Source organism: Shinella sp. WSD5-1 (assembly GCF_963942435.1).
GTDB classification, from domain to species: Bacteria; Pseudomonadota; Alphaproteobacteria; order Rhizobiales; family Rhizobiaceae; genus Shinella; species Shinella yambaruensis.
Map to the genome: position 1 here is coordinate 332,910 of NZ_OZ012599.1, position 25,257 is coordinate 358,166.

Genomic DNA, 25,257 nt, shown 5'->3' on the forward strand with positions numbered 1-25,257 from the left:
ATCAGGGCGGCTGCGGATCGCGACCCACACAGCCGCTCTCCACGGGGGCTGGACATCGAACGGCCGAGACGGCGGAAACGCGCTTCTTTTTATCCGGCTCATAAATTTTCATCGCCGAGGGAATAGAGCCCGCTCGCTTCCGTTCTTCCTGAGGTCACCGCCATGGCGGCGGAAAGTTCAGGAGGTGGAATATGTTGATCCCTCGTCGACCGGCATGCCCGCGGGGCTTGCCGTCAGGTTCGTTTGCGCCCGTTCTCGGCGTTTGCAAGGGGAGGCCGTGATGACTCCCCAGATGCTGCAGACCCTTTTCGTGATGGAATTCGTGCGCTTCGGCATCGATCTTGCCGGCATGTCCGTCCTGATGTTCGGCATGTACTACCGGCGCTACCGCGACAAGGAACTCGTCACGGCGGCAGCGCTCTTCAACATCTTCGTCTTCGCGGTCCTGACCGTGCTTTCCGTCGTCGATTTCGGCGTGGCGGCCGGCTTCGGGCTGTTTGCGATCCTGGCGCTTTTCACGCTGCGTTCCGAACCGCTCAGCAAGACCGAGATGACCTATTTCTTCGGCAGCGTCGCCATCGCGGTCATTTCGTCCGTGCAGGGAACGACGATCCCGTTCGTGGCCGTCACGGTGCTGTTCGTGCTGGTCGGCGCCTATGTCGTCGACCATCCGAAGATGCTCCAGTCGGTCAGCGGCACGAAGATCTCGCTCGACAAGATCCACCATGCGCTGCTCGCGGATCCCGCGGCCATGCGGGCGGAACTGTCCCGGCGGCTCGGCGTCGACGTGCTGTCCTACCAGGTCCTTCAACTCGACTACATCACCGAAATGGCGAAGCTCAATGTCTATTATCGCAAACACTGACGACTGGTTGCAGCACGGTTTCCAACCCATCAGCCTGGCTGCGCTGAACGGCAAGGCGGCGATGCTGGAGCGGCTGGACAACAAATATGTCGTCGATGCAACCGTGCTCAAGCACGCCGCCGGCGCCTTGGCCGAGGCTTTCGACATGCTGGAAATCGACGGTCTGCGGGCCTTCACCTACGAGACCTGCTATTTCGACGATGCCGGCCGCCGCAGCTATTTCGACCACCATCAGGGCCGGCGCCGGCGTGCAAAGGTCCGGCTCCGCCGCTACGCCGAGGCCGGCCTGTGCTTTCTCGAGGTCAAGCTGAAGGACAGGCGCGGCATCACCGTCAAGAAGCGGCTCAACCGGGATCCGGGAACCTTCGGCATGCTCGACAAGACGGCGCTTGCCTATATCGACGACGTGTACCGGGCTCAATACGGGCAACCCTTTCCCCACACGCTCACGCGCGTCATCGACATGCGCTACCGGCGCATGACGCTGGTCGCCAAGCAGGGTGGCGAGCGCATGACCATCGATTGCGGCCTGCAGTTCTACACACCGGATGCGCGGCACGCGGTCGATGAGAGCCTGTTCATCCTCGAGACGAAATCGGCCAACGGCAACGGCGTTGCCGATGGCATCCTCAGGGCGCTGCACCAGCACCCGACCAAACGGTGCTCGAAATACTGCGTCGGCACGGCGTTGCTCAATCCCGGCACCCGGCACAACAAGTTCCTGCCGGCGCTGCGCAAGCTTGGCAGCCTGCCCGGCCATGATGTCCTGCGCCGGTTACACAATGAATAGGAGTGAGTGAGAGATGATGATCGAGAAAATGCTGAAAGTGCTGCTTTTGTGCGGCTCTGCCTTCGTGCCGGCGTCCGTCGCCTTCGCGCAGCCGGCGTCCTTTGCGCTGACCGTGCTCGACGGCAGGACGGCTGCCGCTACCGGGCCGGACGGCCGCAACATCAGCGAATTGTCCGGGCTTGCCTGGGATGCCGACGACAAGCTGCTCTATGCGGTTTCGGATGATGGCGTGCTGCATCATTTCCGGGTGGAGATCGAAGGTGGCAGGATCGCCGGCATGGAGGCGGTGTTCTCCGTCCGGCTGGCCACCGGCACGACGCCCGCCTTCGTCAATGCCGAGGGGCTCGCCGTCGTCAATGGCGACAACGGCACGCCGTCCGACGGCGAGCTTCTCATCGCCTTCGAGGATGGCCCCGCCATCCATCGCTTCAAGCCGGACGGCACGGCAATCGCCGCCGTGCCGCTGCCGGATGCGCTGTCGGACGCAGCACGGTACAACGAGCCGAACAGCCGGCTGGAAGCCGTGGCCGCCACGCAGGACCACGGCATCGTCACAGCCCCGGAGGAGGCCATGCAGGGCCAGCCGGGTGACGCCCATACGATCTACGGCCTTGATGGCGGGCGCTGGACGTTCGCGACCTTCCAGCCGAAGCGCAGCAACCTGAAGGCCATCGAGACGATGCCCGGCGGCCAGCTGCTGGTGCTCGAGCGCACCCGCGAGAGCAAGGGCGGGCCGACCGCCGGACGCCTGCGCATCGTCGATCCTGAGGGGTGCACGGGCGAGACCTGCACGGCAATCGATCTCGATGCAGGATCGAATGCACTGCTGAACGACAATTTCGAGGGGCTCGCCCGGATCTCGGACACGCTCTACCTGGCCGTGACGGACAAGACGAAGAAGGAGATGCCTGCAACGCAGTTCGTCCTGTTTTCGCTCACCGGGCCGCAATGACGGCGTGACACGGGCCCGGTCCGCCCTTCCTGCCGGCAGGCATAAGGTTGCCTGCCGATGGCCGTTGGTGGCGCTGCCTGCTATCGCGACAACCGGTTTTCGTCGTCGATCAGGACAAGGCGGCTGGGCGTGGCGTCGCCCCATGTCCACAGGACGAGGTTCAGGTCATCGTCCATGGCAGCCGGCGCGAAGCTCGGCACGAGCAGTCCGTGATAGCCGGCGGCCGAAAGCCTGCGTGCAAATTCCTGCGTTCGGGAGGCGCCGGATGCCCGCATCCGGTCGCGCCAGGCCGGATCGGCGAGCGCCGTCGCATCCATGTCCTGCGCACGCAACGCTTCCGGATCGCGGCAGTCGAAAACCCGCGCGATATCGGCGTCATAGGAAACGAGGGTGGTCGGCTGCAGGTTGCCGACCTGGTTCGCTTCCCGCAGCGCCGTGATGATCGACAGCGACGTGTAGAGCGCGGGCATGCCCTTCGGGTTGAACCGGCCGCCATAGAGCTCGGCGCCGCGCCCGGACAGCGGCTCGCGGGCATAGACCGGGTTCAGCGCCCGGTACAGCTTTCCCTGATAGCGCATCTGCCGGACTATGCGTGGATGCCGGCGTCAACAGCGTCGATATAGTCGAGCACGTCGTCCGCGCGCCCGCTTCTGACCAGCTGCATGGCGGTCTGGCCGGAAAAGCCGGGAAGCGGTTCCGAGCGATACCAGGCATAGGCCATCAGCGCCGAGCCGAAGCGGGGCTCGACCTTGTTGACGATCTCGATCATCTCGCGCAGGCGCCGCTGCGTCTTGTCGGAACGGACACGGTCCTTGCGCTGGACGGCGTCCTTTCCCAGCCCGGCCGTCCGCGCGATCTCCTCGCTGGTCGTGCGCAGGGCATCGGCGATCTTGCGCGGCATGAAGAGCCCGCCGTCGGCATATTGGGCAAGACCCATGGCGATATCCTTCCGATTTTGCCATTCATTATGACGCAATATAGCGTCAGATATCGCGGGTTTCAATGGCGCGTTTGTTGAGAGAAACGGAAAAGGTTTCGGCGTCCCGAGTGGACGATGCCGCTCATGGCTGCTCCTGTTGCAGGCGGGAGAGGGTTTTGGCCCATTGCCGGGCGATCGACAGCCCGACGGACTGGACGGGCAGGCAGGGCGCGCGGTCGTGGATCGCGATGCCGGCATTCTCGCCGAAGATGCGCTTGCCATAGGTAACGAGATGTTCGAGCGACTGCATGACGAAGGTCGCCGCGGGCAGTGCGGCCGCGTAGAGCGCTTCTGCCTCGGCATGGCGGCCGGCCCGCCACAGGTCGAGGATACGCGCCGCGACCGGGGCGATGTCGGGTGCCAGCACGAAGCCCCGGCAGCCGATGCGCAGGGCATCGGTCATTTCCAGCCCGCCCCGCCCGCCGACAACCGCAAGGCTGTCGCCCGCCACGTCGATGATGCGGGCAAGGCCGAGCGCCGCGTCCTCGGCCTTCACGGCGGCAAGATTGGGGGCCCGTTGCTTCAGGCGTACGAGATCCTCGCCGGAAAGGGCGCGGCCGAGATATTGCGGCGCGTTCTGCACGGCGACGGGCAGCGCGGTCGATGTCGCCACCCGCGCGAAGAAGTCGAGATAGACATCCGCGCCATAACTGCCGACCATCGGGGGCTGGAGGATGAGCCAGTCCGCGCCGGCCGCCGCCGCGCAGGTCGCGAGCTCCACCTGCTCGCCCACCGAATTGCCGGCGACGGTCACCGAGAATGGCAGGCGGCCGCCATTGGCGCGTGCCGTCGTTTCGATGAGCGCGCAACGCTCGGTGAAGGTGAGCTTCAGCACCTCGGTCGCCAGCCCCAGCACGGTGATGCCGTGACAGCCCGTTTCGACGCAGTAATCGACCTGCGCTTTCATCGCGTCGTGATCGAGCGCTTCCTGGGCGTCGAACAGGGCGAAGAGCACGGCGTAGACGCCGTCGTGAATGCCGGTTTCTGTCATGCTGCACCCATCATGATGTCCACGCCGCGATCTGCGACCGCCATGGCGGGCGCGTTGGTGTTTCCGCTGACGATACGGGGCATCATGGAAACGTCGAAGACGCGCAGGCCCTCGATGCCCTTGACGCGCAGGTTCGGCGTCAGCACGGCGAGCGGATCGTCCTCGGCGCCCATGCGGGCGGTGCCGCAGGGGTGGTAGTTGGTCTTGACCGTGCGCTTGCAATGGGCAAGCAGCTCGGCATCGGAGCGGAAGCCCTCGCCGGGGAAGATCTCGCCCTTGACCACCTTGGCCATGGGCCCGGTCTGCAGCACCGCGCGCGCAAAGCGCAGCCCGGCGATCTCGTGACGGATGTCGTCCTCATGGCCGAGATAGTTGGAATTGATCATCGGCAGATCGGTGGGGTCGGCCGAGCGCAGGCGCACCGTGCCGCGCGCCTTCGGCTGCAACAAGCAGGAATTGAGCGTGACGCCGTCCGTCGGCGCGACGCCCATGACATCGCGGTCGAGATAGACGGTCGGAACGCAGTAGAACTGGATCATCGGTTCGCCTGCGGGGTCGAGCGGGTTGATGAAGGCGCAGGCCTCGCAGCCGTTCGTCGAGACGGGGCCGGAGCCGAACAGCATGTATTGCAGGCCGTTGCGAAGCATGCACAGGCCGCGATCCTCGCCATAATAGCCGAGCTTCTCGTGGGTGGCGGCGACCAGCGGAACCTCGTGGTGGTCCATCAGGTTCTCGCCGACGCCGGCAAGGTCCGCCTCGACCGCAATGCCGTGGCGGCGCAGCTCGTGCGCGGGACCGATGCCCGAGAGCATCAGGATTTTCGGCGTGCCGAAGGCGCCGGCGGTGAGGATGACCTCGTTTGCCGCATGGAGCGTCCTGATCCGGCTGCCTTCGGCGATCTCGACGCCTGCAGCCTTGCCGCCCTCTATGAGGAGGCGCAGGACGCGTACGCCGGTCAGGATTGTGAGCTTCGGATCGGCGGCCAGGGGCTCGATAAAGGCCTCGACCGCGCCGCAGCGGCGGGCGCCGCCGATCGTCGTCTGCATGTAGCCGACGCCAGCCTGCGTGCCGTCGTTGAAATCGTTGCGCAGCGGCAGGCCCATCTCCTGCAGCGTCTTGACGAAGACATTCGAGATTTCGGCGATGTGGCGCGGATTGGAAACCTTCAACGGCCCATCCGTGCCATGGGCAGGGCCGGCGAGCGACTGGTTGCCCTCCTGCCGGCGGTAGTGGGGCAGGATGTCGTCCCAGCCCCAGCCGATGCCGTTGGGGCCGGCCTTCGCCATGCGGTTCCACGCGTCGTAGTCCGAGCGGCGGCCGCGCATGTAGACCATGGCGTTGACGGTCGAGCCGCCGCCGAGCACGCGGCCCTGCGGCAGGTCGTGCGACCGGCCGTCGAGCTGCGGCTGCGGCTCCGTCTTGTGGAAGGTCAGGTATCTGCTGCCCTTCAGCATCTTCACGAAGCCAGCCGGCATGCGCAGCAGCGGGTGGCGGTTCGACGGACCCTCCTCGATGAGCGCGACGCGGGCGCCGTGCTCGCTGACCAGCTTTGCCGCGGTCACGCAGCCGGAGGAGCCGCCGCCGACGATGATATAGTCGAAGCCCGTCATCTCACCATTCCGCAATCGAGCCGTCCGCATGGCGCCAGACCGGCGCCCGCCAGGCGTGGCCCTCGACGGCGCGGGCGCGCACCACGTCCTCGTCCACCTCGATGCCGAGGCCGGGACCCATGGGGATCGGCAGGAAGCCGGCCTCGACCTTGAAGCGGCTTTCCGGCTTCAGGTAGTCGTTGAGATCACCGCCCTTGTTGTAGTGGATGCCGAGGGACTGTTCCTGAATGACGGCATTGTAGCAGATCGCATCCACCTGGAGGCTGGCGGCGAGCGCGATCGGCCCGAGCGGGCAATGCGGCGCCATTGCGATATCGTAGCTTTCCGCCATGTGGCCGATGCGCACCATCTCGGAAATGCCGCCGACATGGGCCGTATCCGGATTGACGATGCCGGCCGCGCGCTTTTCGAAGACGGCGCGGAAATCGTAGCGGCTGTGCAGCCGCTCGCCGATGGCGAGCGGAATGGACGTGGTGCGGGCAAGATCGGCCATGTGGTCGACCTGGGCCGAGACGACGGCATCCTCGATGAACATGGGCCTGAGCGGCTCGATCTCCTTCAGCAGGATCTTCGCCATCGGCGCATGCAGGCGGCCGTGGAAATCGAAGGCGAGATCCATGCGGGTGCCGACCGCATCGCGCAGCTCGCCGAGCTTCGCGACGATCCGGTCGATCTTGGCGTAGCCGTCGAGGAACTGGACCTCCTCGGTGGCATTCAGCTTGCAGGCGTCGTAGCCGGCCTCGATGAGGGCGTTTGCGTCGGCGACGAGGTTGCCGGGTCGGTCGCCGCCGATCCAGCGATAGGTGCGGACCTTGTCGCGCACCTTGCCGCCCATCAGCGCATGCACCGGCTGGCCGAAGGCCTTGCCCTTGATGTCCCACAGCGCCATGTCGACGCCCGACATGGCGCTCATCAGCACGGGGCCGCCGCGATAGCAGCCGTTGCGGTAGATCATCTGCCAGGTATCCTCGATCAGCAGCGGATCGCGGCCGATGAGCAGGGTTTCCAGCTCGCGGATCTTCGCCGCCAGCGTTTCGGCATGGCCCTCGAGCACCGGCTCGCCCCAGCCGGAAATGCCCTCGTCCGTCGAGACCTTGAGGAACAGCCAGCGCGGGGCGACGACGAAGGTTTCGAGTTTCGTGATTTTCATTGGGAAGTCCTCAGCCGGGCGCCGGATGCGCTGTCGAAGTAACGGATGCCATTGGGGGAAAGCCGGAGATTGACGGTGGCGCCGATCTCCGGCCGGAAATGCTTGTCGGCCTTGAGCACCAGCCGGCCCTTGCCATGGTCGGCGACGACGAGCGTCGCATCGCCCGTCGGCTCGACCGAGTAGACCGTGACCGCCAGGTCTCCCGCCTCGCCCTCGGCGGCGACCGCGATGTCCTCGGCGCGGATGCCGAGCTGGGCCTCCTTCGCGTCGGTTATGCCTGCTGCCGCGATGCGGGCATTGCCGGAGCGGAAGGCGCCGTCCTGGATGTCGCCGGGAATGAAGTTCATCGGCGGGGAGCCGAGGAAGCCCGCGACGAACAGGTTGTCGGGGTCGTCGTAGATCTGGTCCGGTGTGCCGACCTGGCGGATTTCGCCTGCCTCCATGATGATCACGCGGTCGGCGAGCGTCATCGCCTCGATCTGGTCGTGGGTGACATAGATGGTCGTGATGCCGGTCTCGCGCTGGATGTGCTTGATCTCCGCCCGCATGGCGCCGCGCAGCTTGGCGTCCAGGTTCGACAGCGGCTCGTCCATCAGGAAGACATCCGGCGAGCGGACGAGTGCACGGGCCAGCGCCACGCGCTGGCGCTGGCCGCCCGAGAGGTTCTTCGGCAGCCGGTCGGCATAGGGCGCAAGGCCCACCTTCTCCAGCGCGGCGAGCGCCGTCTTCTCCCGATCGGCCCTCGCCATGCCGCGGGCGCGCAGCGGATAGGCGACATTGTCCAGCACCTTCATGTGCGGATAGAGCGCGTAGTTCTGGAACACCATCGCCATGTTGCGCTCGCGCGGCAGCCGGTTGGTGATGTCGGCGCCGTCCTTCAGCACCGCGCCGCTGGAGGCCGTCTCCAGCCCGGCGATGATGCGCATGGTCGTCGTCTTGCCGCAGCCGGAGGGGCCGAGCAGGACCAGGAACTCGCCGTGGGGGATGTGGAGGTCGATGGGCTTCAGCGCGGTCAGCGCGCCCCAGCTCTTGGTGACGGATTGAAGCGTGATTTCGGTCATGTCAGCGATAGGCCCCCATGGTCAGGCCACGGATGAGGTGGCGCTGGAAGACAAGGATGAAGAGGATGACGGGGATGATCAGCAGGCTGGCGGAGGCCGACAGCTCTGCCCAGGCGATCGTCTGGTAGCCGATGAAGCCGTAGAGGCCGACCGGCACGGTGCGCACCGCCGAATCCCCCAGCACCAGCGCGAACAGGAACTCGTTCCACGACAGGAGGAAGATCAGGATGCCGACAGAGATGAGCCCGGGCATGGCGAGCGGCAGGGTGATGCGGGCGAAGACCTGGAAATGGTTGTCGCCGTCGAGGCTTGCCGCCTCCTCGATCTCGCGCGGCAGTTCGGAGAAGAAGCCGCGGAGCAGCCAGACCACGATCGACAGGTTGAGCGTGACATGGGCGAGGATCAGGCCGAGATGCGTGTCGAGCAGGCCGAGCTGGTAATAGAGCACGAAGAAAGGGATCAGCATGGCGACCGGCGGCGTCATGCGCGAGGAAAGCAGCCAGAAGCCGAAATCGCCGCGTCCCCGGAAGGAATAACGCGCGAGGATATAGGCGGCCGGTGCGCCGAGCGCGAGCGTCAGCAGGCTGGAGCCGGCCGCCACGATCGTCGAGGAGGCGAAATAGGCCCAGATATCGGGATTGCCGATGACCTTGGCGAAATTGGTGAAGGTCGGCTCGAACAGGAAGAGCGGCGGCCGGGCCATGGCCTGGATCGGCGTCTTCAGTGCGGTGAGGAAGATCCAGTAGAGCGGAAAGATGCACCAGACAGCGAAGACGTAAAGGATCAGGCGGCGCAGCCAGACGGAGGTGAACACTTTCATGGCGCTTAATCCTTCAGGTCGAACAGGCCGAGCCGGCGAAGGAAAACCTGCCCCGCGACGAGGGTGAAGACGAGCATGACGATCGCCAGTGCCGAGGCGTAGCCCATCGACAGGAACTCGATGCCGTACTTGTAGGCGAGCAGGTTCAGCGTGCGCGTGGCGACGCCGGGTCCGCCGCCGGTCAAAACGAAGATGATGTCGAAGGTCTTGAAGGCGTCGATCAGCCGGAACAGCAGCGCGAGCGCGAGATAGGGCTTCAGCCGCGGCAGCGTCACGAGAAAGAAGGTGCGGAACGGGCCGGCGCCGTCCATCTGGCTCGCCTCTTCCGGCTCCGGCGGCAGCGCCGCCATGCCGCCCATCACAATGAGCAGGATGAAGGGCGTCCATTGCCAGACGTCGACGAGGATGAGCGACAGGAGTGCGGTCTCGGGCGCGGCCGTCCAGGCGCTGGGAGAAACGCCCGCGAGGCCGAGCAGGTGGTTCAGCACGCCCTGCGTGGGGTTGAACATCAGCCGGAAGGTGAAGGTGGCGGCGATCGGCGTGATGGCCATCGGCAGGAGATAGATGACGCGCAGCCACGGCGCCTGCCGCACCTCGTGATACAGCAGGGCCGCGATGCCAACGCCCAGCACCGTCTCGATGCCGACCGCGACGATGGTGAAGATCGCCGTTATGCGCGCGGCATCCCAGAAATCGGCGGAGGAGAGCAGGTCGGAATAGTTCTTGAGGCCGACCCAGTTGATCGTCTCCGGCGCGGTCAGCGAATAGTCGGTGAAGGAGAGATAGACACTGACGAGAAAGGGAACGAGCGTCAGCGACAGCATGAGGATCGTCGCCGGCGCAAGCATCCACAGGATGAAGCTGCGCTCGGCGCGTTGGATTGTGGTCTGGCGGAGGGGCACGGGCCTGCCTTTCTGATCGGGTGCCCCCCGACCGGAACGCTCGGGGGGCTTTAAATCCGTGTCAGCCCTTGAGGGCGGCGTTGATCTTCGTCGTGGCCGCAGCGAGCGCGGCCCGTGCATCGGCCTGGCCGGTGACGACCTGGTTGATCGCCACGGCGAAGGGATCGAGGATCTCGCTGGACTTCCTGTGGAACCACGCCGCCTTGAAGATCCTGGCGTCGCCGGAATTGAGGTTGAGGAGCGCCGCCGCCGAAGCCTCCGCACCGAACCGTTTCTGGAACGCTTCGCTTTTCCAGGCGGAATTGCGCACGGTGGCAAGACCGCTGGCGGCGCTGAGCAGACAGCCAGGCCCGGAGTTGAGGAAGCTCAGGAGCAGGAAGGCCGCCTTCTTCTTCTTTGAATAGGCGTTGATGCCGGCCTGCCAGGCCCAGATGTTCGGCTTGATCGGGTGTTCGCCGGCCCGCGGCAGGGCGGCATAGACGGCATCGGCCGCCACCAGGCTCTTTGCCGGGTTGGAGATGTCGGTGGCGAAGTTGGAGCTGTCGCAGCCGAGCGCCGCCGCGCCGCTGGAAAAGTCGTTGAGGGCTTCGTACCAATGGTAGTTGCCGACGCCGATCGGCCCCGCCTCGCGCAGCAGGCGGCCGTACATCTCCACGCCGGCAACGGCCGCATCGCTGTCGAGCACGCAGCGCCCCTCCCCGTCGATGATCTCGCCGCCATAGGAGAAGACGAAGCCGCCGCAGGTCCAGGGACCGGCGGAACTGTCGGACTTGGCGCGCATGGCGATGCCCGCGACCGTGTCCGTCTTCAGCTTCAGCGCCGTGGCGAGCAGCTCGTCCATCGTCGTCGGGACGGCAAGGCCGGCTTCGCCGAGCATCGCCTTGTTGGCGAACAGCGTCTGCGCCTCGGCGGTGATCGACATCGAATAGTTCTGCCCGTCCGCCTGGGCGGGGAAGTCGCGCGCCATGGCGAAGATGTCGTCCTGGTCGTACCAGGCGGCATCGAACAGCGCCTTGTCGGCATAGTAGGCATCGAGCGGCTCCGCCCAGCCGGCGGAAACGAACTGGCCGAGCGCGTGGATCATCATCACGTCGGGCTCGGCCGCCTTGGCGCCGAGCTTGATCGGCATCTGCGAGGTGTATTCCGTCTCGGACTGGGTGTTCAGCTTGACGGAGATGCCGGTGAGCTCCGTGAAGAGCGGCAGGATCGGTTCGATCGCCGCGCTCCACGGATGCGTCATCGCCTCGATCGTCAGGCTCTCGCCCTTGAAGGCCATCCAGTCGACATCGGCGCCGGCGAAACCCGCGCGGGCCTCTTCCGCCGTCTGGGCGAAACTCAGCCGGGGCGCGACTGCCAGCCCGAAGGCTGTGGCCGCCGTGCCGGCCATCAGTTGGCGCCGGCTCAGGCGTATCTCTCTGTTCATGCTCTCCTCCTCTTCAGATCGATGTTGTCGCGATGGCCCGATCCCTGCGGGGCAGGGATCGGGTTTCCCGGCTTCTTTCATGTTGGGCGAACATATCGATACTATTATTGATGTCAAGTGTAGTATTATTTGGCTTTGTGTGAGACTGTTTGCCTGCCGGGATCATTTCCGCTATGCCAGCGGGAAAAAGAGACGATAGGGGCAGTGCTTGACGCAGCAGCAGGACGCGATGGAGACGCAGGACACGGCATCGGCCGGCATCCACGAGACGATCGTCACGACGATGGGAAAACGCATCGTTTCCGGACACTACAGGCCGGGCGCGGTGATCGGCAGCGAGACGGAAATCGGCCAGACCTTCAGCGCCTCGCGCACCGCGACGCGCGAGGCCTTGAAGATCCTGAGTTCAAAGGGCCTGATCGAAGGCAAGCCGAAGATCGGCGTCGTCGTGCGGCCCACCGAGCGCTGGAACATGATGGATTCCCTGGTGCTCGACTGGGCGCTGCAGGATGCAAACCAGGCGGGAAGGGCGATTTCGGACCTTTATGCCCTGCGCATGGCGATCGAGCCGAAGGCGGCGCGCATGGCCGCGCGCAACCATGGTGGGGCCGACGAAACGGCGGTCCGGCGCGCGCTGCGTGGAATGGCGACCTATCTCGACGAGAACGACCGGGTGGAGCAGGACGTCGCCTTCCACATCGCCATCCTGCGTGCATCGGGCAACCGGCTGTTCTTCTCGCTCGGCGAACTGATCTCCGTCGGCCTGCGCCATCTCTTCCATGCGGGCCTGCGGGCCACGAGCGAGGAGGACGACCGCTGGATCACGCGCCACAAGCGGGTGGCCGACGCGGTCTTCGCGCGCGATGAGGCCTCGGCCGAGGCGGAGATGGTCGCGCTGCTGACCGAGGCGCAGCAGACCCACGATATCATCCCCTCTTGAGCTCGGCGGCTATGCCGTTCAGGGGCGGCCCTTCAGGTGCCCGGTCGGAAGCGCGGTCGTGTACTTGATCTGGCTGAGGGCGAAGCTCGAGCGAATGTTGGCGACGCCCGGGATGAGCGTGAGGAAGTCGACGACGAGGGCCTGGAATTTCATCAGGTCCTCGACCACCACGCGCAGCATGTAGTCCGCCTCCCCGGTCATCAGGTAGCATTCGACGATCTCGGGCTTGGTGCGGATGGCGGCATTGAAGACGTCGAGCGATTCCCGGTCCTGCTGCTTCAGCGAGACCTGCACGAAGACATTGACCGCCAGCCCCAGCGCCTGCGCGTCGACCAGCGCGACCGACCCCTTGATGACGCCGTTTTCCTTGAGGTCGTTGACCCGCCGCCAGCAGGGCGAGGCCGACAGGCCCGTCGCCTCCGCCAGTTCCGAAACGCTCAATTCGGCATTCTGCTGCAGGAGGTCGAGGATGCGGATGGAGGCGGCATCGAGGCCTGGCTTGGAAATCGGCATAGTTGACCGCTGAAAGAGGAATTATCGAAATTCCATTTCGCAATTTCGTTATCCTCGGTCAACTGCGATCAGTTTTCCCGCTCGTGCCGGTGTAGCATTCCTCATCATTGGAGGACGGGAGTGAGACGAGCATGAATGAGGCGGCCTTGACGCCAGCGCAGCTGGCATGCCTGAAGGACCTGGAGCGGCAGGTGCTGTGGCATGCCTGCTGGATGATCCACAACGCCAACCACCTGCGCGAGAAGGGCGAGGTGAAGGTCGGTGGGCACCAGGCCTCCTCGGCCTCGCTCGCCTCGATCATGACGGCGCTCTATTTCCATGTGCTGCGGCCGGAGGACCGCGTTGCGGTCAAGCCGCATGCCTCGCCGGTCTTCCATGCCATCCAGTACCTGATGGGTAACCAGACACGCGAAAAGCTCGAGAATTTCCGTGGTTTCGGCGGTGCGCAATCCTATCCGAGCCGTACCAAGGACATCGACGACGTCGATTTTTCCACCGGATCCGTCGGGCTTGGCGTGGCGATCACTGCCTTTGCCTCGATCGTGCAGGACTATATTGCCGCCAAGCCCTGGGCCGCGACGCGACCGGGCGGGCGCATGATCGCGCTGGTCGGCGATGCGGAGCTCGACGAGGGCAATATCTATGAATGCCTGCAGGAGGGCTGGAAACACGACCTGCGCAACACCTGGTGGGTGATCGACTACAACAGGCAGAGCCTTGACGGCGTCGTGCATGAGGGCCTGTGGCAGCGCATCGAAGGTATTTTCACGGCTTTCGGCTGGGACGTGAAGGTGCTGAAATACGGTGCGCTCCAGCGGGCCGCCTTCCGGGAGCCGGGCGGCGAGGCGCTGCGCGGCTGGATCGACCGATGCCCGAACCAGCTCTATTCCGCGCTGACCTTCCAGGGCGGGGCCGCTTGGCGCAAGCGGCTCACCGACGAGATCGGCACGCAGGAAGGCGTCGCCGACCTCTTGGCGGCGCGCAGCGACGACGCGCTTTCCGACCTCATGGGCAATCTCGGTGGCCATTGTCTCGAAACGCTGATCGAGACGTTCGGGAGCATTGATCACGACCGGCCGACCGTCTTCCTCGCCTATACGATCAAGGGCTGGGGCACGCCGCTCGCCGGCCACAAGGACAACCATGCCGGCCTGATGACCAAGGCCCAGATGGAGACGTTCCAGGAGCGCATCGGCGTCGCGCCGGGTACGGAATGGGAGACGTTCGGTGCGATCCCCTCCCCTGCCCCGGTGCGCGCGTTCCTGAAGACGGTGCCTTTCTTCGCCAAGGGCACGCGACGCTTCACCTCCCCTGCCGTGCCCTCCTCCGGCCCGGTCTTCCTCGAGGATCGCGAGCTGTCGACGCAGGCCGGTTTCGGCAAGATCCTCGATGCGATCGCCAGGCGCGACGACGCCCTGTCGGCGCGCATCGTCACCACGGCGCCGGATGTGACCGTCTCGACGAATCTCGGGCCCTGGGTCAACCGCCGCGGCCTTTTCGCCCGCGAGCGGATGGCCGATACGTTCCGCGACGAGCGCGTGCCCTCGGCGCAGAAATGGGAGTTCGGCCCGGCGGGCCAGCATATCGAGCTCGGCATCGCCGAGATGAACCTGTTCCTGCTGCTCGGCGCCGCCGGCCTGTCGCATTCGCTGTTCGGCGAGCGGCTGCTGCCCATCGGCACGGTCTACGATCCCTTCGTGGCACGCGGCCTCGATGCGCTGAACTATGCCTGCTACCAGGATGCGCGCTTCATGATCGTCGGCACGCCTTCCGGCGTGACGCTGGCGCCGGAAGGCGGGGCGCACCAGTCGATCGGCTCGCAGCTCATCGGCATGAGCCAGGACGGGCTGGCCAGCTTCGAGCCCGCCTTCCTCGACGAGCTGTCCGTCATCATGGACTGGTCCTTCGACTATATGCAGCGTGACGGCGACGGCACGCATGACAGGCGCACCTGGCTGCGGGACGAGACCGGCGGCTCGGTCTATCTGCGCCTGACGACGCGGCCGCTGGAGCAGATCGCGCTTCGCCGCGAGGATCCGGCCTTCCGGCAAGGCGTTATAGACGGCGCCTACTGGCTGCGTCCGCCTTCGGCGCGCACCCGCATCGTGCTCGCCTATCAGGGCTGCATCGCGCCGGAAGTGCTGATGGCGGCCGGGCGGCTCGCCGAAACGCATGGCGACGTCTCGGTGCTGGCGGTCACCTCCGCCGATCGGCTGAATGCCGGCTGGACGGCGGCGCAACGCGCCCGCCGCCAGGGGGATGTCAGCGCCCGCAGCCATATCGAGACGCTGCTCTCCGCGGCTCCGCGCGATGCGGGCCTCATCACCGCCACCGACGGCCATCCGGCGACGCTCGGCTGGCTCGGCGCAGTGGAAGGGAACCGCACGGTCTCGCTCGGTGTCGAGCACTTTGGCCAGACCGGCACGATTGCCGATCTCTACGCCCATTTCGGCATCGATACGCATGCCATCGTGGACGCGGCACGCTCCTTCCGAACCGGCGGCTGAAGCGGAACGTTGCATTCGAAAGGTTGGCGGCAGGGATTCGGGAACGTGAGCGGCGCCGAGCATCGGCGCCGCGCTGTCGTCCTGGATGTCTGTCATCAGCTCGCGGATCAGCCGTCTGCAGGCACGGACTGGCGTCGCTTAGGTCAGGTCCACTCGTAGGCCCGTTCCGTACGGTAAGGCCGCTCGGCCGCGAAGAGGGACGGATCGTTGCCATCAACGTAATGCAGGGCATCCGCATCGTCGTTGAAGCCGACGAACACCATCAGCATGGCGCGGGCGGCCGGATGGCCCTTCCGGCGATAGGAAAAGCGGACGGCGCAATGCGGATATTGCGCATCCAGCGTGCCGTCGCCCTCCTTGCGGTCGCCGGTGAGCGCGACGAACTGGCCGAGGGCGAAGAACCGGTCGATGGCGGCAAAGGCCGAGGCCTGCGACATCTGCTGGTTTGCGCCGGCGCCGGCGGGACGGCCGTAATAGAGGCTGTCGGTCTGGCCCTTGCGGCGCGTCGTCTCGTAGACGACGAGGCCGCCTGCCACGGCCAGTTCCAGATGGGCGCCGAAGGTCTGAAAGCGTTCGGGATGGCGATCCAGCTCCGCGAACTGGACCCTCAGGTCCGCGACATAGTCCGCGTACAGCGCTGCATTCATGGAAGGCTCACCCTTGAATTTCCGGTCGATGTGCTGCGCTCCCTAACACAGGCACGGCGGCATGGAAACGCCGCCGTGCCTCTACCGCTGTGGCCCGCTGCGCCACTCCAGTCACGGCCGTTCAGGCCGCCACTGGTGCGGCAACCTCCGTGCGGCGTGCATGGCTGACCGCGAAGGCCAGCATGGCGAGGGTGGAAACCGCCGCCGGCACGGCGAAGATCAGGAAGTTCTGCTGAAGGGGCAGTTCCTTCGCCAGCAGCATGCCGCCAAGCGTCGGCCCGACGATGGCGCCGATGCGGCCGACCCCGGATGCCCAGCCAAGGCCGGTGGAGCGGACCGAGAGGTTGTAGAGTTGGGCGACGCTGGCATAGAGCAGGATCTGCGTACCGATCGTGGTGGCGCCGGCGACGAAGACCATCAGGAACAGGAGCGTGACCGGCAGGCCGAAGCCGACGAGCGCGATCGACAGCGTGGCGGCGGCGAAATAACTGATTACCACCTTCGGCAGGCCGAACCGGTCGCCGAGCCAGCCGCCGGCGATCGCCCCGGCCATGCCCCCGAAATTCAGCGAGAAGAGCGTCATCAGGCTGGCCTTTTCCGCATAGCCGGCTTCCTGCATGACCTTCGGCAGCCAGGACGACAGCAGATAGACGAGCAGCAGGCAGCAGAAGAAGGCGACCCAGAGCAGAACCGTGCGCGCTGCCCGCTGGTGGCGGAAGAGCTCGGCAACCGACGCGGCGGCGCCCCTGGTCTCCGTGAAGACGAGCATGTCGTCGCCTGTCAGGCGCTCGTTCGTCTCGATGCGGGCATAGATGCGCCGCGCCTCTTCCTGCCGTCCCTGGCGCAGCAGGAAGCCAAGCGATTCCGGCAGCGTCCACAGGATGAACGGCAGGATCACGAGGGGAATGGCGGCGACGAAGAACATCGGCTGCCAGCCATATTGCGGGATCATCCAGATGCCGAGGCTTGCCGCGACCATGCCGCCGACCGAGTAGCCGGAGAACATCAGCGCGACCATCGTGCTGCGCAGCCGCTTCGGCGCATATTCGTTCATCAGGGCGACGACATTCGGCATCAGGCCGCCGCAGCCGAGGCCGGCGAAGAAGCGGTAGATGGTGAACTCGCCCGGCGCGGTGGCAAAGCCCGTCAGCAGCGTCGAGACGGTGAACAGCACGAAGCTGATCGCAATGCCCTTCTTGCGTCCGATCTTGTCGGCGAGCGGGCCGAAGACCAGCGCGCCGAACATCATGCCGAACAGCGCCCAGGCCTGCAGCGCGCCGGCTTCGGGCTTGCTCAGCCCCCATTCCCTGATCAGCGTCGGCAGCACCGTGCCGGCGATGAAGACGTCATAGCCGTCGGCGATCAGGAGCAGCGCGCAGAGCACCACCACCGTCCATTGGAAACGGCCAAAGCGAGCCTTGTCGATCACCTCGCTCACATCGATCTTGCGCATGGTCACCCCTCCCAGAGTGTGGTTGAAAAGACTTCAGCCGAGATCGCCGCCGGCGACCGGCAGGATGTTCCCGGTGATGTAGGCGGCCTCGTCGGAGGCCAGGAACAGGATCGGTGCGACCTGTTCGTCGATGCTGCCGTAGCGCTTCAGGAAGCTCGAACCCTTCACCTGTTCCACGACCTCGGCCATCCAGGCCTTTTCGCGCGCGGTGTCGCCTTCCGCGTTGCGCGGGATGCGGCGGGGCGGTGCCTCGGTGCCCCCTGGGGCGGTGGCGACGACGCGGATGCCGAGATCGGCGACCTCCATCGCCAGAGATTGCGTGATGGCGTTCACCCCGCCCTTGGCCGCCGAATAGGGCACACGGTGGATGCCGCGCGTGGCGTTCGACGAGACGTTGACGATGGTGCCGCCGCCCCGCGCCCTCAGGAACGGCAGTACCGCATGGCAGCAATAGAGCGTCGGCATCAGCGAGCGGCGGATTTCCGCGTCGATCTGTGGCGGCTCGAATTCGGCATAGGGCCGCATGCGGATCGCGCCGCCGACATTGTTGATCAGGATGTCGATGCCGCCGAATTTTTCGGCGGTGGCCTGCATCGCCGCCGCCGCCCCTTCATAGGATTCGAGATCGGCGGTGAAGGCTGCTGCCTCCCCGCCCCTCGCCTTGCCGGCGACATCCGCGACGAAGTCGGCACGGTCGACGAACAACACCTTGCCGCCCTCCGCCGCTGCACGCAGCGCCACCGCCCGGCCGATGCCCTGGGCCGCGCCGGTCACCACCAGCACCTTGCCGGCAAAGCGGCCCGGAAAATGGCGCGCGCTCATGCGCCCGCTCCCGTCGCCGTATTGGGCGTGAACTTTTCGTAGTGGAAGCTGTTCGGTTTCACGCCGGTCTCGTCGAAATGCCGGCGCACGGCATCGACCATCGGCGGCGGGCCGCAGAGATAGACGTCGACATCGCCGCCGTTCAAAAGCTCTGCCGGCATGTGTTGCGTTACCCAGCCCTTGCGTGGATGGCTGGAGGCCTCCTCGGCCACCACCGTGCTGTAGCTGAAATTCGGCAGGCGGCGGGCATAGGCCTCGATTTCCTCGACGAGCACCAGATCGAGATCGCGCGTCACGCCGTATATGAGGTGGATGCGCTCGCCGGACTTGCCCTGCGCCAGCCCCTCCAGCATCGAGAGGAACGGCGCGAGGCCGGTGCCGCCGGCAATGAGCAGCAGCGGGCGCTTGACCTCGCGGAGATAGAAGCTGCCGAGGGGGCCGGTGATGTCGAGCCGCTCGCCGATCTCGGCGCGTTCCAGCCAGGTGCTCATCACGCCGCCGGGGATCTTCTTGATCAGGAAGCCGATACGCCCGGCGCCCGGCGCCGTGCTGAAGGAATAGGACCGGCTCTGCCCGCTGCCCGGAACGGCGATGTTGACATATTGGCCGGAGAGGAAGACGGGCGCCGCCCCTCCCTCGTCCACGTCGAGTTCCAGCACGATCGCCGCGTCGTTGTGCGGAGCGATCGTCGCCACCGTCGCGGCGAAACGCTGCTGGCCCGTCTTGCAGGCGAGCGAGGTCGTCGGCACCGAAAGCACGCAGTCCGACGTCGGCTTCATCTGGCAGGTCAGCACCAGGCCGCCCTCCGCCTCGTCGGCGCTCAGGGCTTCCTCGATATAGTCGTCACCAAGGTCGTAGCTGCCGCTTTCGGCGCGGCACTTGCAGGTGCCGCACACGCCGTCGGAACAGTCCATCGGCAGGTTGATCTTGGCGCGATAGGCGGCGTCGAGAACCTTCTCGCCGCTGTTGCAGCCGATGAAGCGGGTAACGCCGTCCTCGAAGTTCAATGCGATCTTGTAGCACATGGCTCCTCCTCCTCAGGGTGCCTGACCGCCCGGTCGTCAGATGTGGTAGACGTCGATGACCTGGCGGATGTAATCGTCCTTCAGCACGATCTTCTTGCTGGAGATGACGAGACCCTCGCCGCCCTTGCGCAGCGTGGCGAACACGGTGCCGAAGAAGTGGTCGGTGACCTTGTAGCGATGGTTGAGGGTGTGGAAGTTGTAGCGCAGGTCGACCTCCTCGCCGCGCTCGGCCACCACCTCGACATTGGCGATCATGTGGCAGGTGCGCGGCTCGGGCGTGGAGGCGCCGGAGCGCTCGGTCTTGATGCGGAAGACGCGGTCCTCCAGGCCGTCGCGGCTCGGATAGTAGATCAGCGAGATCTGCGAGTGCGGATCCTCGGTGATCTGGTCGTCGTCGTCCCAGGTGGGCATCCAGTAGGTGACGTCGGGTGCATAGCAGGTGAGCCACTCGTCCCACTGGCGATCGTCGAGAAGGCGCGCCTCCTTGTAGAGGAAGGCGCAGATGGCGTCGTAGGGGACCGTCATGCCGCCGCTCCGTGCGCTTCCGCGGCGAGCGCCTTGCGCATCACCTTCGCCCAATATTCATGCTGGCGAACGAACAGGCCCTCGTCCTCGCTGCGCTCGCCCGAGAGCAGCGGCGTGATGCCCATGCGCCTGGCATTGTCGTCGGGCCCGTCGATCCAGAGCGGCGCGCCGCGCGACATGTCGTTCCACAGCGCGGAAATGCCCGCGTAGCCCGCCTGGCAGGCGCGGAATTCCTCCAGGTCGTCGGCCGTGCCCATGCCGGAGACGTTGAAGAAATCCTCGTACTGGCGGATGCGCAGCGCGCGGTTTTCGGCGCTCTCGCCCTTCGGCGCGAAGCAGAAGATGCTGATCTCCGTCTTGTCGACGCTGATCGGGCGCGTCACGCGGATCTGCGTGGAGAACTGGTCCATCAGGAAGACGTTCGGATAGAGGCAGAGATTGCGGGTCTGGTTGACGATGACATCCGCCCTGTCCACGCCGACGCGGGCCTCGATCTCCGCGCGGTTGCCGTAGACAGGCCGCACCTCCGGGTTCATCGTGGTCGTCCAGAGCAGGATATGGCCGTGATCGAAGCCGTAGACGCCGGCGACCGACTTGCTCCAGCTGTTGGCATCGACCGCCTTGGTGCCTTCCTCGGCACGGCGGCCCATGGTGGCGGCATAGTTCCAGTGCACGCTGCTGACATGGTAGCCGTCGCAGCCGTTCTCCATCTGCAGCTTCCAGTTCCCATCATAGATGTAGGAGGAATTGCCGCGGATGACTTCCAGCCCATCGGGCGCCTGGTCGACGATCTGGTCGATGATCGCCCTGGTCTCGCCGAGGAAATCGGCGAGCGGCAGCACGTCCGCATTGAGGCTGCCGAAGAGGAAGCCACGATAGTTCTCGAAGCGCGGCACGCGCTTCAGGTCGTGCGAGCCATCCGTGTCGAACTGCGGCGGATATTGCGTGGTCTTGCCGTCCTTGACCTTCAGCAGCCTGCCATTGTTGGAAAACGTCCAGCCGTGGAAGGGACAGGTGAAGCTGCCCTTGTTGCCGTGCTTGCGCCGGCAGAGCATCGCGCCGCGGTGGGCGCAGGCATTGATCATCGCATGCAGGGCGCCGGTCTTGTCGCGGGTGACGACCACGGGCTGGCGGCCGATATTGGTGGTGTAATAGTCGTTGTTGTCGGGGATCTGGCTTTCGTGGGCGAGATAGACCCAGTTGCTCTCGAAGATGTGCTTCATCTCCAGCTCGAACAGGTCGGCATTGGTGAAGATGTCGCGGCGGCAGCGGAACACGCCGGCCTCATGGTCATCCTGCACCGCATTGGCGAGCAGTTCGTCGAGTTCCTGCGCCTTGTCCAGGATCGTAGGCATGGCTCCTCCTCTCATGGCGGCCGCCTCGCGGCGGCGCCATTGCAACGATGTCGGTTGAAGAAAGGCTGGGGCGGCTTTACGCGGCCGCCCGCTTGCGCTGCAGGTTGACCTGGTTGTCGACGCCGTTCACCAGCGCGGTCAGGTCGATGTCGAACACGATCTCGGCGAAGGGCCCCTCCAGGCCATTGGCCTTGATGCTCGCTTCGTCGGTCCGCTCGACGAGGGCCGGGACGAGACCGTCGCGGGTGGCATAGGCGAAGTCGTCGTTGACCAGCGGATCGCCGGCAATGTTGATCTGGGTGGTCAGCTTGCGGTGGCCATCGGCGCTGATGAAGAAATGGATGTGCGCCGGACGCTGGCCATGGCGGCCGAGTGCGGAAAGAAGCTGCTCCGTCGGGCTGCCCGGGGGAACGCCGTAGCCCTTGGGCACGATGCTCCGGAACCTGTAACAGCCCTTCTCGTCGGTGATGATCGTGCGGCGCATGTTGAACGGCGCCTGCCTGCCGGTCGGGTCGAAGTGGGAATAGAAGCCGCGCGTGTCGCAGTGCCAGACCTCCACCGTCGCACCCGGCAGCGGTGTGCCGTCGGCATCGCGAACCGTGCCGTGCATGATCAGCGTGTGGCCCTCGGTGTCCGTGCCGTCGTCGAGCCGGGCGAAACCATGCGCCACCGGCGCGCCGGCGACATAGAGCGGGCCTTCGATGGTCCGCGGCGTGCCGTTCTTGATGCCGAGCTCCTCGTCGATGGCATCGAGGCGTTCATCGAGGAAATGGTCGAGGCCGAGGCCGGGCGAGATGAGGCCCGCCTGTCCGGCGGCGCCGATCTCGTTGAGCCAGGCGATGCCAGCCCAGTATTCATCGGGCGTGATGTCGAGATCGTCGATCGCCTTGAAGAGATCGGACAGCAGGCGATGGGTGATCTCCTTCATGCGCGGGCTGCCGCCCTGTTTGTCGAGGCCGCTGACGACCTTCAGAAAATCCTGTATTTCCGGCTTGTCGAAAATCCTCACACTCATGATAGCCCTCCTCCGGGTCTCGGTTGCGTCAAACGGTTTCGGGTCCGCTCAGGTATCGTCCTCGCGGATCGACGACGGGTGGCGCAGCAGCGGCGTCACCTTGATGGTCATGAACTTGAACAAGGGCAGCCCCGTCAGGACCGCATGCAGCTCGGCATTGTCCTTGACGTCGAAAATGCTGACATTCGCGTATTGCCCGGCGATGCGCCAAATGTGCCGCCAGGTGCCGCTGTCCTGCAGCGCCTGCGAATAGGCCTTTTCCCGCGCGAGGATGTCTGCCGCTTCCTCCTGCGGCAGGTCGTGGGGCATGTGGACGTCCATTCGCACCTGGAAAAGCATGGCCTTGTCCTCCTACTCGGCGAGGCTGATGGTCTTGCGCGGGGCGTTGCGGGTGAAGAACGCGACGCGGTCCTCATCCAGTTCGATGCCGAGGCCCGGCGCGTCGGGCACGGTCAGCGCGAAATCGCTGTAATCGAGCGGCGTTGAGAGAATGTTCTCGGTCAGGAGCAACGGGCCGAACAGTTCCGTGCCCCGTTGCAGATTGGCGAAGGTGGCAAAGACCTGTGCGGAGGCGATCGTCCCGACCGGGCCTTCCAGCATGGTGCCGCCATAGAGTTCGATGCCGGCCGCATCGGCGATCGCCGCCACGCGTTGGGCATTGGAGAGACCACCGCTCTGCTCGATCTTGACGGCGAAGACATCGGCGCCGCCGATCCTTGCCAGTTCGAAAGCCGATTCTGGCCCGGTCAGCGCCTCGTCCGCCATCAGCGCGACGGGGAAACGGCGCATTAGCCGGGCCAGCGCAGCCGTCGAGGCCACCGGCTGCTCGACCAGTTCGCAGCCTGCATCGGCAAGGGCGGCCATGCCACAGGCGGCCTCGGTCTCGCTCCAAGCCATGTTGACATCGACGCGCACTGCGGCCCGCTCGCCCAGCGCACGCTTGATCGCGGCCACATGGGCGATGTCCTCCCGCAGGGTCCTCGCGCCGATTTTCAGCTTGAAGATCCGGTGGCGGCGGAGGTCCAGCATGCTTTCGGCCTCGGCGATGTCACGAGCCGTATCGCCCGAGGCCAGCGTCCAGGCGACCGGCAGGCGATCGCGGCGGCGGCCGCCGAGAAGTTCGCTGACCGGCAGGCCGAGGCGCTTGCCCTGCGCGTCGAAGAGGGCCGTTTCCACGGCGCTCCTGGCGAAGCGGTTTTCCTTTATCCGCTTGGCAACGCGCGCCATCAGTGTCGGCACGCGGGCCGCATCCTCGCCCAGCAGCGCCGGGGCGAAATAGGTGTCGATGGCAAGCTTCATGCCCTCGGGGCTTTCCCCGCCATAGGCAAGGCCGCCGATCGTGCTACCCTCGCCGATACCGATGGTGCCATCGCTGCAATATACCTTTACCAGCGTCATGCTCTGGCCGTTCATCGTCGCCACCGACAGCCTGTGCGGGCGGATGGTCGGCACGTCGACCAGCAGTGTCTCGACCCGTTCGACGACGGGAGAGGATGCGGCGGCCGGGAAATGCGGTGCAGGGATCGTGCTCATGGGAGAACTATGCGCCCGGCCGCCCCTGCCCGTCCAAGACCGATTGCGTCTCCAATGATACCTGAGAGGTATAATGTCAGGATATGTGACGCGGTTCGGCCCGCGGCACGGCGCAGCCGTATCCGGCTTCCGGGTGTCTGACAAAGCGTCGACAGGCAAGGAGATCAGGTCAGCGATGCGCCAAACGATTGGCAGCCCTGCGGCCATGAGGGCATGGGACGGCCCGAACGGGCCGATTGTCCCGGCAAGTCCGGCGTTGCGGGCGTGGGGAGAAGCAGCGCCAGCCGCAGTTATGCAGCAGGACGGCGGGCGAGGGCATGCATGCCGTGCTCGCGGGCTGGTTTTTCAGGTTGCCGGCTGGATGGCTCCGCGATCAGGTCGGCGATTCGGGGAGCGTCGAGGTCCGCCTGTCGCCGCGTAATTTCCAGGCTTGGTCGTCGGAATGGATCGGCCGGGGTGGTGTTCTTGACACTCAGCCATTGGCGAAGCCGCGCAGCAGCGCGGCCACGTCGGCGGGACGCTCGATGCAGGGCAAATGGCCGGCGCCCTTGATGATGTGGAAAATGGCGCCCGGAATCCGGCGCGCCGTCGCCTCGACCAGCGCGGGCGGCGTCGAAAGGTCGTCTTCGCCGGCGATCACCAGCGTGGGCGCCGTTATGCCGGTGATGGCGTCGGTCAGGTCTGCATCGCGCAAGGCCTTGCAGGTTTCGGCATAGCCCGCCGCCGGCGTGCGCTCCAGCATCCGGCGCCAGCCGGAAAAGGCTTCCGGCTGCCCCGCGCGATAATCCGGCGAAAACCATCGGGCCATGATCGCCTCGCCGATCGATGCAACGCCGCCGTCCAGGACGGCATTTATCCGTGCGTTCCAGGCGTCCGGCGTGCCGATCTTCGCCGCCGTGTCCATCAGCACGAGACGGGTGACGCGCGCCGGCGCCCGCACGGCGAGATCCATGGCAATCACTCCACCGACCGAGAGGCCGCAGAGCATCGTATCCTGCCAGCCGACATGGTCGAGAAGGCCGATGAGGTCGTCGCTGTGGTCGCGGATCCCGCGCGGCGCCGGCGCGACTTCGCTCAATCCATGGCCGCGCTTGTCGTAGAGCAGGAGATCGAAATCGGCGGCGAGCTCATCGATGACATCGTCCCAGATCGCCATGTCCGATCCGAGCGAATTGGCGAAGGCGATCCGCGGTGCGCCGCGCCGGCCGGCGCGGCGATAGGAAAGCACGATGTCGTTGGATCGGCTGAACGGCATGGCGGTCGCTCGCGCTGATGTGGCTGGAACACGCGCGTGGCCCTGCCGGCCGGGTTTCCGGCCGCAAATCGGGCCTGCACAGAAGCTCCTGCGAAATTCTTGCTGCAAGGCTAGCTTTGGAGGC

The 25,257-nt window shown here is 65.7% G+C and carries 25 protein-coding genes; 5 read left to right on the forward strand and 20 right to left on the reverse strand.

The window, feature by feature from the left end:
- Positions 1–280: 280 nt before the first annotated feature.
- The 3 genes from AABQ55_RS30245 to AABQ55_RS30255 are packed head-to-tail and all read left to right on the forward strand — an operon-like array spanning position 281 to position 2,607.
- A complete protein-coding gene (locus tag AABQ55_RS30245) occupies positions 281–865 on the forward strand; it encodes a DUF4956 domain-containing protein (RefSeq protein WP_244768783.1) in 585 nt (194 codons plus the stop codon).
- Complete coding sequence (locus AABQ55_RS30250; protein WP_272808733.1) at positions 843–1,655, forward strand: polyphosphate polymerase domain-containing protein; 813 nt, start codon at positions 843–845, stop codon at positions 1,653–1,655. Before AABQ55_RS30245 ends, AABQ55_RS30250 begins: the two co-directional genes overlap by 23 nt.
- Before the next feature lie 13 nt (positions 1,656–1,668).
- The gene (locus AABQ55_RS30255; RefSeq protein ID WP_272808734.1) at positions 1,669–2,607 is read left to right on the forward strand and encodes an esterase-like activity of phytase family protein; all 939 of its coding nucleotides are present in this window, start codon (positions 1,669–1,671) and stop codon (positions 2,605–2,607) included.
- Positions 2,608–2,687: 80 nt separating this feature from the next.
- Here the strand turns inward: AABQ55_RS30255 and AABQ55_RS30260 are convergent, their stop codons facing one another.
- The 9 genes from AABQ55_RS30260 to AABQ55_RS30300 all read right to left on the reverse strand — a co-directional run bounded on the left by AABQ55_RS30260 (position 2,688) and on the right by AABQ55_RS30300 (position 11,543).
- A complete protein-coding gene (locus tag AABQ55_RS30260) occupies positions 2,688–3,185 on the reverse strand; it encodes an RES family NAD+ phosphorylase (protein ID WP_272808735.1) in 498 nt (165 codons plus the stop codon).
- An 8-nt stretch (positions 3,186–3,193) separates the two neighbouring features.
- Positions 3,194–3,544 (reverse strand): MbcA/ParS/Xre antitoxin family protein, encoded by a 351-nt coding sequence (locus tag AABQ55_RS30265; RefSeq protein WP_272808736.1) that lies wholly within the window; start codon positions 3,542–3,544, stop codon positions 3,194–3,196.
- 124 nt (positions 3,545–3,668) lie between these two features.
- Complete coding sequence (locus AABQ55_RS30270; RefSeq protein WP_272808737.1) at positions 3,669–4,577, reverse strand: dihydrodipicolinate synthase family protein; 909 nt, start codon at positions 4,575–4,577, stop codon at positions 3,669–3,671.
- Entirely contained in the window at positions 4,574–6,187 is a 1,614-nt protein-coding gene (locus AABQ55_RS30275; protein WP_272808738.1) for a GMC family oxidoreductase, read from the reverse strand. The genes AABQ55_RS30270 and AABQ55_RS30275 overlap by 4 nt, the downstream gene beginning before the upstream one ends.
- A 1-nt stretch (position 6,188) precedes the next feature.
- Positions 6,189–7,337 (reverse strand): galactonate dehydratase, encoded by a 1,149-nt coding sequence (dgoD, locus tag AABQ55_RS30280; RefSeq protein WP_272808739.1) that lies wholly within the window; start codon positions 7,335–7,337, stop codon positions 6,189–6,191.
- Positions 7,334–8,398 (reverse strand): ABC transporter ATP-binding protein, encoded by a 1,065-nt coding sequence (locus AABQ55_RS30285; RefSeq protein WP_272808740.1) that lies wholly within the window; start codon positions 8,396–8,398, stop codon positions 7,334–7,336. The genes dgoD and AABQ55_RS30285 overlap by 4 nt, the downstream gene beginning before the upstream one ends.
- A gap of 1 nt (position 8,399) precedes the next feature.
- Positions 8,400–9,218 carry a carbohydrate ABC transporter permease gene (locus AABQ55_RS30290; RefSeq protein ID WP_272808741.1) on the reverse strand — a complete coding sequence of 273 codons (819 nt, stop codon included), beginning with the start codon at positions 9,216–9,218 and terminating at the stop codon, positions 8,400–8,402.
- A 5-nt stretch (positions 9,219–9,223) separates the two neighbouring features.
- Positions 9,224–10,120: a carbohydrate ABC transporter permease gene (locus tag AABQ55_RS30295; RefSeq protein WP_272808742.1), complete on the reverse strand. Its 897-nt coding sequence runs from the start codon at positions 10,118–10,120 to the stop codon at positions 9,224–9,226.
- 61 nt (positions 10,121–10,181) lie between these two features.
- On the reverse strand, positions 10,182–11,543 hold the full coding sequence (locus AABQ55_RS30300; RefSeq protein ID WP_272808743.1) for an ABC transporter substrate-binding protein: 1,362 nt from the start codon (positions 11,541–11,543) through the stop codon (positions 10,182–10,184).
- 208 nt (positions 11,544–11,751) lie between these two features.
- Here AABQ55_RS30300 and AABQ55_RS30305 point away from each other — a divergent pair, with 208 nt between their 5' ends.
- Positions 11,752–12,483, forward strand: a complete 732-nt coding sequence (locus AABQ55_RS30305; protein WP_244768794.1) for a FadR/GntR family transcriptional regulator — start codon at positions 11,752–11,754, stop codon at positions 12,481–12,483.
- Positions 12,484–12,501: 18 nt separating this feature from the next.
- Here AABQ55_RS30305 and AABQ55_RS30310 read toward each other — a convergent pair whose 3' ends face one another.
- Entirely contained in the window at positions 12,502–12,996 is a 495-nt protein-coding gene (locus AABQ55_RS30310; protein WP_272808744.1) for an Lrp/AsnC family transcriptional regulator, read from the reverse strand.
- A 131-nt stretch (positions 12,997–13,127) separates the two neighbouring features.
- Between AABQ55_RS30310 and AABQ55_RS30315 the strand changes: the two genes are divergently transcribed.
- Entirely contained in the window at positions 13,128–15,503 is a 2,376-nt protein-coding gene (locus AABQ55_RS30315; RefSeq protein WP_272808745.1) for a transketolase-like TK C-terminal-containing protein, read from the forward strand.
- A gap of 143 nt (positions 15,504–15,646) precedes the next feature.
- On the opposite strand, the gene AABQ55_RS30320 is transcribed toward AABQ55_RS30315, so the two are convergent.
- The 10 genes from AABQ55_RS30320 to pcaD form a co-directional block, all read right to left on the reverse strand.
- A complete protein-coding gene (locus AABQ55_RS30320) occupies positions 15,647–16,150 on the reverse strand; it encodes a hypothetical protein (protein ID WP_272808746.1) in 504 nt (167 codons plus the stop codon).
- Between the two features lie 121 nt (positions 16,151–16,271).
- Complete coding sequence (locus tag AABQ55_RS30325; protein WP_272808747.1) at positions 16,272–17,603, reverse strand: MFS transporter; 1,332 nt, start codon at positions 17,601–17,603, stop codon at positions 16,272–16,274.
- A gap of 33 nt (positions 17,604–17,636) precedes the next feature.
- Positions 17,637–18,425 (reverse strand): benzoate diol dehydrogenase BenD, encoded by a 789-nt coding sequence (gene benD / locus AABQ55_RS30330; protein WP_272808748.1) that lies wholly within the window; start codon positions 18,423–18,425, stop codon positions 17,637–17,639.
- Entirely contained in the window at positions 18,422–19,450 is a 1,029-nt protein-coding gene (benC, locus tag AABQ55_RS30335) for a benzoate 1,2-dioxygenase electron transfer component BenC (protein ID WP_272808749.1), read from the reverse strand. The genes benD and benC overlap by 4 nt, the downstream gene beginning before the upstream one ends.
- 36 nt (positions 19,451–19,486) lie before the next feature.
- On the reverse strand, positions 19,487–19,975 hold the full coding sequence (gene benB / locus AABQ55_RS30340) for a benzoate 1,2-dioxygenase small subunit (RefSeq protein WP_272808750.1): 489 nt from the start codon (positions 19,973–19,975) through the stop codon (positions 19,487–19,489).
- Entirely contained in the window at positions 19,972–21,330 is a 1,359-nt protein-coding gene (locus tag AABQ55_RS30345) for a Rieske 2Fe-2S domain-containing protein (protein WP_272808751.1), read from the reverse strand. Before AABQ55_RS30345 ends, benB begins: the two co-directional genes overlap by 4 nt.
- Positions 21,331–21,406: 76 nt before the next feature.
- Positions 21,407–22,345 (reverse strand): catechol 1,2-dioxygenase, encoded by a 939-nt coding sequence (gene catA / locus AABQ55_RS30350; protein WP_272808752.1) that lies wholly within the window; start codon positions 22,343–22,345, stop codon positions 21,407–21,409.
- 48 nt (positions 22,346–22,393) lie between these two features.
- Entirely contained in the window at positions 22,394–22,684 is a 291-nt protein-coding gene (gene catC, locus AABQ55_RS30355) for a muconolactone Delta-isomerase (protein ID WP_244768804.1), read from the reverse strand.
- 12 nt (positions 22,685–22,696) lie between these two features.
- Positions 22,697–23,878, reverse strand: coding sequence for a muconate/chloromuconate family cycloisomerase (locus AABQ55_RS30360; protein WP_272808753.1), 1,182 nt, complete (start codon positions 23,876–23,878; stop codon positions 22,697–22,699).
- A gap of 472 nt (positions 23,879–24,350) precedes the next feature.
- Positions 24,351–25,133: a 3-oxoadipate enol-lactonase gene (gene pcaD, locus AABQ55_RS30365; protein WP_272808754.1), complete on the reverse strand. Its 783-nt coding sequence runs from the start codon at positions 25,131–25,133 to the stop codon at positions 24,351–24,353.
- Between the last annotated feature and the right edge of the window lie 124 nt (positions 25,134–25,257).